Here is a 1,062-nt window from a genome sequence, read left to right on the forward strand (position 1 = left end):
ATTTTCCGTTACCGTGTAGGTGATCTTCTTACCATTAGCATAAGCGGGTAAGTTGTCGAAACTGTACTGCCAGTTATCACTGGCACTAACTTTCTTGCTTTGAACTTGTTTACCATTAGACAACAAGTTTACCGTGATTGAACTTGGGCGGATTCCATCTTGATTGTTGTTATCCTTCCAAGTCTTGGTTCCAGATACCTTGACGGTGGCAGGAGTGTGGTTGTTAGTTACGTTGTAACCATCAACAGTACTGGTGTACCCAGCATCTGCATTTTCCGTTACCGTGTAGGTGATCTTCTTACCATTAGCATCAGCGGGTAAGTTGTCGAAACTGTACTGCCAGTTATCACTGGCACTAACTTTCTTGCTTTGAACTTGTTTACCATTAGACAACAAGTTTACCGTGATTGAACTTGGACGGACTCCATCTTGATTGTTGTTATCCTTCCAAGTCTTTGTCCCGCTAATAGTGGTTGTGGTATCTGCATTACCTCCACCACCATTAATTGGTGAATATACGTCGATAGTTTGCTTCTCGATATTAGATCCTGCCAAATTACCATTATTTTTATAATGTCCTGAGATTCCATTATTAGTAATCTTAGTTTTATAATCGATAACGACCTGGTTTGATATATCACCTAGAGTAGTTGTAAAACCTGAAGTACCATTTTCAATGGTAGAACTAGATGGATAAGTAGATAATATATTAAAGTTACTACCATCAGAGTGAGGGTTAACTTTGTATACCGAAACAGATCCTGGAACTAATGCCTGATTATCATCGACCCGGTCAGTATAAACTGCCTGATTAATAGTTTTACCTGCATAATTAATCCGAACACGCCAATGAATAATATATGGATTATTAGTGTCATACCAACCCCATTTATTAAGAACCTCATTAGGATCTGGTTCGTTAGATGGCTCTACATGAATATTGGTAGATCCTGACGTACCCCAATTTACCGAAACTAGCTTATTTTTTTCTATCTTATTGGCGTTCTTATTGGCGTTCTTATTGGCGTTCTTATTGGCGTTCCAGTTTACCCATAATTTAAA

General features: G+C 38.5%; 1 protein-coding gene. It reads right to left on the reverse strand.

All coding sequences use genetic code 11. The annotated features are described in order from the left end of the window. Window positions 1-1,062: Cna B-type domain-containing protein (locus tag LPKJCM_RS13190; RefSeq protein WP_165758579.1), on the reverse strand; the 1,062-nt coding region annotated here is incomplete at both ends.

The organism is Lentilactobacillus parakefiri (genome assembly GCF_002157585.1).
In the GTDB taxonomy this organism is placed as follows: domain Bacteria; phylum Bacillota; class Bacilli; order Lactobacillales; family Lactobacillaceae; genus Lentilactobacillus; species Lentilactobacillus parakefiri.